Source organism: Stenotrophomonas sp. (genome assembly GCF_032099025.1).
GTDB lineage: Bacteria > Pseudomonadota > Gammaproteobacteria > Xanthomonadales > Xanthomonadaceae > Stenotrophomonas.
Genome location: NZ_DAMCID010000014.1, coordinates 1 through 8,008, shown reverse-complemented (window position 1 = coordinate 8,008; position 8,008 = coordinate 1). Strand labels below are relative to the sequence as shown.

Genomic DNA, 8,008 nt, shown 5'->3' with positions numbered 1-8,008 from the left:
GCGGTCGTCGGTCATTCCGCAATTATGCGGCAAAAGCGGCGCGATCCGCGGCCGGCACTACCCGGACTGCATCGGGCGTCGTGAGGAGCCGGCCAGCGGCCGGCACTACCCCGGACTGCATCGGGCGTCGTGAGGAGCCGGCCAGTGGCCGGCACTACCGGCGTCCCTGCGCCGAAGGCGGAGTGCCGCCCGCGGCCCACGTAGCGCGCCGACGCCGTCAGATCTCTACCTGCGCGCCCAGCTCTACCAGCCGGTTCCCCGGAATCCGGAAGAACCCGGTCGCCGGGGCCGCATTGCGGTGCATGAGCGCGAACAGCTTGTCGCGCCAGATCGGCATGCCGCGGTTGGCGGTGGCCACGATGGTCTCGCGGCTGGCGAAGAAGGTGGTGTCCATCGGATCGAAATAGATGCCGCCGTGGTCGCACGAGCGCATCAGCGCCAGCGGCACGTCCGGGGTCTCCATGAAGCCGAAGCGCACGTATACGCGGTAGAACTCGTCGCCCACCGATTCGATCTTCAGGCGCTGGCCTTCCATCGCATAGGGAATGGGCAGGGTCTTCACGTGCAGGAATACGTTGCGCTCGTGCAGCACCTTGTTGTGCTTGAGGTTGTGCATCAGCGCATGCGGGGCCACCGACGGGTCGGCGGTGAGGAACACCGCGGTGCCGGGCACGCGCACCGGCGGGGCAAGCATCAGCCCCGGCAGGAAGGTGTCGATGCGGATGCCGTCCTTGCGGATCTCATCGCGCAGCAGCTCACGGCCACGGCGCCAGGTCCGCATCATGGTGAACAGCACGATGCCCAGCACCACCGGGAACCACGCCCCCTGCAGCAGCTTGGCGCCGTTGGCGATTACGAAGCCCAGGTCGATGATGAAGAACACCACGCACAGCGGAATGATCCAGTAGCGCGAGGTCGGCCACAGCGCGCGGGCGACCAGCGCCAGCAGCAGGGTGTCGATGAGCATGGTGGCCGACACCGAGATGCCGTAGGCCACGGCCAGGTTGGACGAGCTGCGGAACGCCAGCACCAGGCCGATCACCATCACCGCGATGCCCCAGTTGATGCCGGGGATGTAGATCTGGCCGATGGTGTCGTGCGAGGTGTGGGTGATGCGCATGCGCGGGATGTAACCCAGCTGCATGGCCTGGCGCGAGACCGAGAACGCGCCGGTGATGACCGACTGCGAGGCGATCACGGCGGCCATGGTGGCCAGGATGATCATCGGGTACAGCGCCCACTCCGGCACGGCCTCGAAGAACGGGTTCTTCACGGCCTCGGGGTTGTTGAGCACCAGCGCGCCCTGCCCCAGGTAGTTCAGCACCAGGCACGGCAGCACGAAGAAGTACCACGCATGGCGGATCGGCTTGGCACCGAAGTGGCCCATGTCGGCGTACAGGGCTTCACCACCGGTCACCGCCAGCACCACCGCGCCAAGGATGAAGACGCCGTGCCAGCCGTGGTCCATGAAGAAGCGCAGCGCCCACATCGGGTTGAACGCCTTGAGCACTTCCGGCGCATCGATGATGTTCCAGATGCCGATCGCGGCCAGCGAGATGAACCAGATGGAGGTGATCGGCCCGAACAGCTTGCCGATCTTCTCGGTACCGAAGCGCTGCACGGCAAACACCGCCAGCAGCACCACCACGGTGATGGGCACGATGAAGGCATGCAGGCCGGGCGCGGCCACCTCCAGGCCTTCAACGGCACCCAGCACGGAGATGGCCGGGGTGATCACACCGTCACCGAAGAACAGCGACGCACCGAAGATGCCCAGGATGCCCACCACGTAGGCCGAGCGCGACCCGTGCCGCAGGGTGCGCTGGGTCAACGCCATCAGCGCCATGATGCCGCCCTCGCCGTCGTTGTCGGCGCGCATGATGATGGTGACGTACTTGAGCGTCACCACGATGTTCAACGCCCAGAACGCCAGCGACAGCACGCCCAGCACGGTGTCGTGGTCGCTGTTGAGGCCGTAATGCGGCGAGAACGCTTCCTTCAGGGTGTACAGCGGACTGGTGCCGATGTCGCCGAACACCACGCCGATGGCACCGACGATCAGCGCCAGACCACCGGCGGCCGGCGCGTGGCCGTGCCCGGCATGGCCGTTGTCGTGTTGGGTGGGAGAGGTGGACATGGAGCTCCGGACAGAGGTCGGTCGGTGAAGGAAGGGGCCGGCGCGCGGGTCAGCGCAGCGCGGCCTGCAGGGCCTTGCGGATCACGGTGGCGACATCGTCGCCGTCGGCATTGGCATCGCGCGCCATGCGGGCGGCCTCGGTCGGCTTGTAGCCCAGTTGCTGCAGGGCCACGGTGGCCTCGGAAACCGGGTCGGTGGCCACCGCCCCGGCGATCGGCGCACCGCCGCCCCCGAAATTGGCCGCACGGTCGCGCAGCTCCAGCACCATGCGCTCGGCCGTCTTCTTGCCGATACCGGGGATGCGGGTCAGCGCGGTGATGTCACCGGCCTGCACCATCCGCGCGAACTCGTCCACGCTCACGCCCGACAGCACCGCCAGCGCGATCTTGGCCCCGATCCCGCTGACCTTCTGCACATCGCGGAACAGGCGGCGCTCGCCCTCGCGCAGGAAGCCGTACAGCGAAACGCTGTCTTCCTTCTGCGCGTAGTGGGTGAACAGCGTGACCTCGCGGCCCAGCTCGGGCAGGTCGTAGAAGGTGCTCATCGGCGCCTCCAGCTCGTAGCCGACGCCGTTGACGTCGATCAGCAGCCACGGCGGCGCCTTGTACGCCACGATCCCGCGCAGACGACCAATCATGCAGATGTCCTCATTTCCGGCTCCACGCCTGGCGCGTATTGACGCCCAGCCGCTGTGCCGTCGCCCGTACGTGGGCATGGGTGATGGCCACGGCCAACGCGTCGGCGGCGTCGGCCTGCAGCTTGGTTCTCAGGTTGAGCATAAGCCCGACCATGTGTTGGACCTGTTGCTTTTCCGCACCGCCGCGCCCGACCACAGCCAGCTTGATTTCGCTGGCCGCGTACTCGTGCACCGGCAGGTCGCGCATGACCACCGCCGAGATGGCCGCGCCGCGCGCCTGGCCCAGCTTCAGCGCCGAATCGGGATTGCGCGCCATGAAGACCTTCTCGATGGCGACTTCGTCCGGCCGGTACTCCTCGACCAGCGCATTGAGGCCCACGACCAGCACCTTCATCCGCTGCGGGAAGTCGTCCGCGCCCAGCAGCACCAGCGGCAGGTGGTGCACGTGCAGCACCTTGCCGGTCGGGTCCACGTCAATGATGCCCACCCCGGTGCGCTGGGAACCGGGGTCGATGCCGAGGATGCGGATCATGCGCGGCGCACCCGGCCGCCAGCGGGCCGGAGCGGAGACGTGCGGAAACGATGGCAGGGTACGTCAGGAGTCATCATGGTCCGCATTGTCCGCCCCCGCGTCGCACTTGGCGAGACGGGGGCGAAACGGTCAGGCGTAGGCGTCCGCGCCGAGGTCGGCGTTGGAGAACACGTCCTGCACGTCGTCCAGGTCTTCCAGCATGTCCAGCAGCTTCTTGACCTGCAGGGCGGTGTCGCCCTCGACCTTGATGTCGTTGTCGGCGCGGAAGGTGAGTTCGGCGTGGTCCGGCTTGAACCCGCCCGCTTCCAGCGCTTCCTTGACCGCGTGGTAGCTGTCGGCGGCGGTGAGCACGTCGATGGCGCCGTCTTCCGGGTACACCACGATATCGTCCGCGCCGGCCTCGATGGCCGCCTCGGTGATGGTCTCTTCATTGGCGCCCGCGGCGAAGTGCAGCACGCCCACGCGCTTGAACATGAAGGACACCGAGCCTTCGGTGCCCATGTTGCCGCCGCACTTGCTGAACGCATGGCGGACATCGGCCACGGTACGCACGCGGTTGTCGGTCAGGCAGTCCACGATCACCGCCACGCCACCGGGCGCATAGCCCTCGTAGCGGATCTCTTCGTACTCCACCCCTTCCAGCTCGCCGGTGGCCTTCTTGATGGCGCGTTCGATCACGTCCTTGGACATGTTCGAGGCCAGGCCCTTGTCCATGGCCACGCGCAGGCGCGGGTTGTTGTTGGGGTCGCCTCCACCGCCGCGCGCGGCTACGCCGATCTCACGGATGATCTTGGTGAAAATCTTGCCGCGCTTCGCGTCAGACGCGTTTTTGCGGTTTTCGATGGAAGGGCCTCTACCCATGGGTGTTTCCGTGCTTGCGTCAGGAACAGGGCGCGGATTCTACCTGATCGGCCGGTGGCAACGTGTTAGATCCCCCCGCAGCAGGGTGTCGCACCCTCAGGCGGCGTGTGCCGCCCGGTCGTGGCGGAAGCAGCCGTCACGCAGGAAAGCGGCGGTCTGGCGCGCCGCGTCCGGGGAAAACACCAGACCGCTGTGACTGGCAGGGACCACGCAATGGTCGGCCAGGCCCGGCAGGCGGGTCTCGTCCAGCGCCACGGTGCCGTCGGACGCGTCGCCAATGGCCCCGAGCAGGCTGCCCAGGCCGTGCGGAACCGAACCGGCCACCAGGCCCACCCGCGCCCTGCCCTCCCAGGCCGGCAGGCCGTCCAGCAGCATGCCACTGCTGCGGCCCAGGGCCAGTGCCCAGCCGTGGTCGGCCAGCGAGCGCGCCGTCCCGCTGCCGCGCAGCGGCGAGCCCAGGCAGACCACCCGCGACACCGGCAGGTCCGGTTGGCGGCGCAGCGCTTCGAGTGCCACCAGCCCACCCAGGCTGTGCCCGACCAGCGACACCGGACCGCTGCCCTGCAGGCGCTCCAGCAGCTGCGGCACCGCGACATCCGGCCCGCCGAAGACGCTCGAATAGCCGAAGGTGTCCACGCTGAACCCGCGGGCGCGGAGGCGCCAGGCCAACGGACCAACCCAGGCGCGGGCATTCCAGATGCCGTGCAGCAGTAAAACGGGGGGATTCATATGCTCAGCGTAGCCGGTGCGAAACCGTTCCAGTGATTGGATACGGTTCTATTAGACAAATGGACCGGGAAACGGCGAGTGAAGCCGTCGCCGCCAGGCAGTGAGGGGGTGCGCGCCGTTCAGGCGGCCTGCGGCGGACGGCGCAGGATGAACTCGAGGTCGTTGATCTGGCCCACCGGGAACAGGTACTCGCCCGCCCGCTGGAACCCGTAACGGGCATAGAAGCGCTGCGCACCGAAGTTCTCCGACCACACGCCCAGCCACAGCGTGCGCGGACCGTCGCGTTCGAGCCAGGTCAGCGCGGTTTCCAGCAGGCGGCTGCCCCAGCCACAGCTCTGCTGGTCCTTGACCAGGTACAGCCGCTTGAGCTCGCCGTCGCCGGGCTGCACGTCCGGATGCGGCAGTCCACAGGGGCCGGCGGCGGCGTGGCCCACGGCCACCCCGTCCAGCTCCAGCAGCCACACCGCGTAGTCCGGGTGGGACAGGATCACGCGCTGGCGTTCCACCGCGTAGGACTCGGCCAGGAAGTCCTGCAGGTCCTGCGGCGGGTACAGGTGGCCGAAGGTTTCCACGAAGGTGCGGGTGGCCAGCACCGACAGGGTCGGTGCGTCCTCGGGGCCGGCGCGGCGGATGGTGTACATGGACGGGATCGGGGCAGGCCTCAGGCCTGCGTCCCCTTGGCGGCGTCGTCTTCTTCGCCGTCCTCGTCTTCCTCGTCCTCGTACTCTTCCTCGTCTTCGTCCTCTTCCTCGCCTTCTTCGTCGCCCTCTTCGTACTCTTCGCCGTCGTCCTCGTCCTCTTCGTCGTCCTCGTAATCCTCGACGCCGAAGTCTTCACCGTCCCAGCGCCCTTCGCCGTCGGCGACGAAGGTCAGCGCCATCGCGGCGGGGTTGGTCCCCACGCGCACCAGCCAGCCACCGAACACGCGGGCGCGTTCGGTCACCAGATTGGCATCGGCGCCTTCATTGCCCAGCTTTTCCCATTCCAACACGAACGCAAACTCGGTCATTGCCTGGATCTCCTGGACGATGTGTGTGTGACGGGAGCCGGCCAGCGGCCGGCACTACTGGATCGTGTGGCCCGATGGTAGCCAGCCAGCGGCCGGCACTACTGGATCGTGTGGCCCGATGGGAGCCGGCCAGCGGCCGGCACTACCGGATCGTATGGCCCGATGGTAGCCGGCCAGCGGCCGGCACTGGGTGATTGCAGGATCACTGTTTGCGCGGGCGGACCTGGATGTGCACTTCGGCCAGCTGCTCATCCGGAATCGGCGACGGGGCGCCGGTCATCAGGCACTGCGCGCCGGTGGTCTTCGGGAACGGAATCACGTCGCGGATCGATTCGGTACCGGCCATCAGCGCGGCGATGCGGTCGATGCCGAAGGCGATGCCACCGTGCGGCGGGGCGCCGAAACGCAGCGCATCGAGCAGGAAGCCGAACTTGGCCTCGGCCTCTTCGGCACCGATGCCGAGCAGTTCGAATACCGCGCTCTGCATGTCCGAGCGGTGGATACGGATCGAGCCACCGCCGATTTCGTTGCCGTTGAGCACCATGTCGTAGCCGCGCGAAACCGCGGTCTTCGCATTGGCGCGCAGGTCGGCGATGTCGTCCACCGCCGGCGCGGTGAAGGGGTGATGCAGGGCGACGTAGCGCTGTGCCTCGTCGTCGTACTCGAACATCGGGAAGTCGGTGACCCACAGCGGCGCCCAACCGGCGGCGACCAGGCCAAAGTCCTTGCCGGCCTTCAGGCGCAGGGCGCCCATGAAGTCCGACACCTTGTTGTAGCCACCGGCACCGAAGAACACGATGTCACCGTTGCCGGCACCGACGTGGGCCACCAGCGCGGCAAACGCGTCTTCGCTGAAGAACTTGGCGATCGGCGAGCTGACCTCGCCGTTCTCGGCGATCTTGATGTAGGCCAGGCCCTTGGCGCCGTACTTGGCGGCATGCGCGGCGTAGTCGTCGATCTGCTTGCGCGACAGGCTGGCACCGCCCGGAATGCGCAGCGCGGCCACGCGGCCGTCAGCATCGTTGGCGGCCGCAGTGAACACCGGGAACTCGCTGGTCTTGACCAGGTCGGCCACGTCCACCAGCTCCAGCGCGATGCGCAGGTCCGGCTTGTCCGAACCAAAGCGACGCATCGCCTCGGCCCAGGTCATGCGCGGGAAGCTGGCGGCCAGCTCCACATCGACCACTTCCTTGAAGATGGCGCGGATCATGCCCTCCACGAAGTCCTGCACGTCGCGCTCGCGCACGAAGGCGAACTCCATGTCCAGCTGGGTGAATTCCAGCTGGCGGTCGGCACGTAGTGCCTCGTCGCGGAAGCAGCGCGCGATCTGGTAGTACCGGTCGAAGCCGGCCACCATCAGGATCTGCTTGAACAGCTGCGGGCTCTGCGGCAGGGCGTAGAACTCGCCGGGGTGCATGCGCGCCGGCACCAGGAAGTCGCGCGCGCCTTCCGGAGTGGCCTTGGTCAGGATCGGGGTTTCGATGTCCTGGAAGCCCTCGCCATCCAGGTGGCGGCGCAGCGCCTGCACCAGCTTGATGCGGGTGCGCTGCATGCGCTGCATTTCCGGGCGGCGCAGGTCCAGGTAGCGGTACTTGAGGCGGGTTTCCTCGCCCGGGTTCTCATGGGCGTGGAACGGCAGCGGCTCGGCCTTGTTGAGGATGGTGATGCGGCTGGCCACGATCTCGACCTGGCCGGTGGCGATCTTGTCGTTCACCGCATGGCGCTTGCGCACCACGCCCTCGACCTGCAGCACGTCCTCGTAGCCCAGGCTGGCGGCGACCTTGAATACCTCCGCGTTTTCCGGCTCAACGGTCACCTGCACGATGCCCTCATGATCGCGAAGATCGATGAAGCACACGCCGCCCAGGTTGCGGGCAACGTCGGTCCAGCCGGCGAGGGTGACAGTCTGGCCAATCAGGGTCTCGTCGACCAGGCCACAGAAGTGGGTACGCATGGGGGTAAAGCTCCGCAGGAGATTGCCGGCGCCAGGCGGCACCGGTCAGCCCGTTATTCTGCGGCCGCCGACCCGATCGGGCAAATCGGGATGGTCACGCGGGCTTGATCCGGCCCAGACATATAGTCCGCGCACCAACGACCGCAAGG

8 protein-coding genes are annotated in these 8,008 nt (G+C 67.5%); all 8 read right to left on the bottom strand.

The window, feature by feature from the left end; all coding sequences use genetic code 11:
• Positions 1 to 217: 217 nt before the first annotated feature.
• Positions 218 to 2,137, bottom strand: coding sequence for a potassium transporter Kup (locus tag RT456_RS11460; protein ID WP_313346583.1), 1,920 nt, complete (start codon positions 2,135 to 2,137; stop codon positions 218 to 220).
• Positions 2,138 to 2,186: 49 nt separating this feature from the next.
• Positions 2,187 to 2,774: a Holliday junction branch migration protein RuvA gene (ruvA, locus tag RT456_RS11455; protein WP_313346581.1), complete on the bottom strand. Its 588-nt coding sequence runs from the start codon at positions 2,772 to 2,774 to the stop codon at positions 2,187 to 2,189.
• A gap of 10 nt (positions 2,775 to 2,784) precedes the next feature.
• Positions 2,785 to 3,306: a crossover junction endodeoxyribonuclease RuvC gene (ruvC, locus tag RT456_RS11450; protein WP_313346579.1), complete on the bottom strand. Its 522-nt coding sequence runs from the start codon at positions 3,304 to 3,306 to the stop codon at positions 2,785 to 2,787.
• Between the two features lie 129 nt (positions 3,307 to 3,435).
• Complete coding sequence (locus RT456_RS11445; RefSeq protein ID WP_313346577.1) at positions 3,436 to 4,167, bottom strand: YebC/PmpR family DNA-binding transcriptional regulator; 732 nt, start codon at positions 4,165 to 4,167, stop codon at positions 3,436 to 3,438.
• Positions 4,168 to 4,263: 96 nt separating this feature from the next.
• Positions 4,264 to 4,896 carry an alpha/beta fold hydrolase gene (locus tag RT456_RS11440; RefSeq protein ID WP_313346575.1) on the bottom strand — a complete coding sequence of 211 codons (633 nt, stop codon included), beginning with the start codon at positions 4,894 to 4,896 and terminating at the stop codon, positions 4,264 to 4,266.
• Between the two features lie 119 nt (positions 4,897 to 5,015).
• Positions 5,016 to 5,537 carry a GNAT family N-acetyltransferase gene (locus tag RT456_RS11435; protein ID WP_313346574.1) on the bottom strand — a complete coding sequence of 174 codons (522 nt, stop codon included), beginning with the start codon at positions 5,535 to 5,537 and terminating at the stop codon, positions 5,016 to 5,018.
• Positions 5,538 to 5,557: 20 nt separating this feature from the next.
• Entirely contained in the window at positions 5,558 to 5,905 is a 348-nt protein-coding gene (locus RT456_RS11430; protein ID WP_313346572.1) for a DNA primase, read from the bottom strand.
• A 202-nt stretch (positions 5,906 to 6,107) separates the two neighbouring features.
• Positions 6,108 to 7,859 carry an aspartate--tRNA ligase gene (gene aspS / locus RT456_RS11425; RefSeq protein ID WP_313346570.1) on the bottom strand — a complete coding sequence of 584 codons (1,752 nt, stop codon included), beginning with the start codon at positions 7,857 to 7,859 and terminating at the stop codon, positions 6,108 to 6,110.
• Between the last annotated feature and the right edge of the window lie 149 nt (positions 7,860 to 8,008).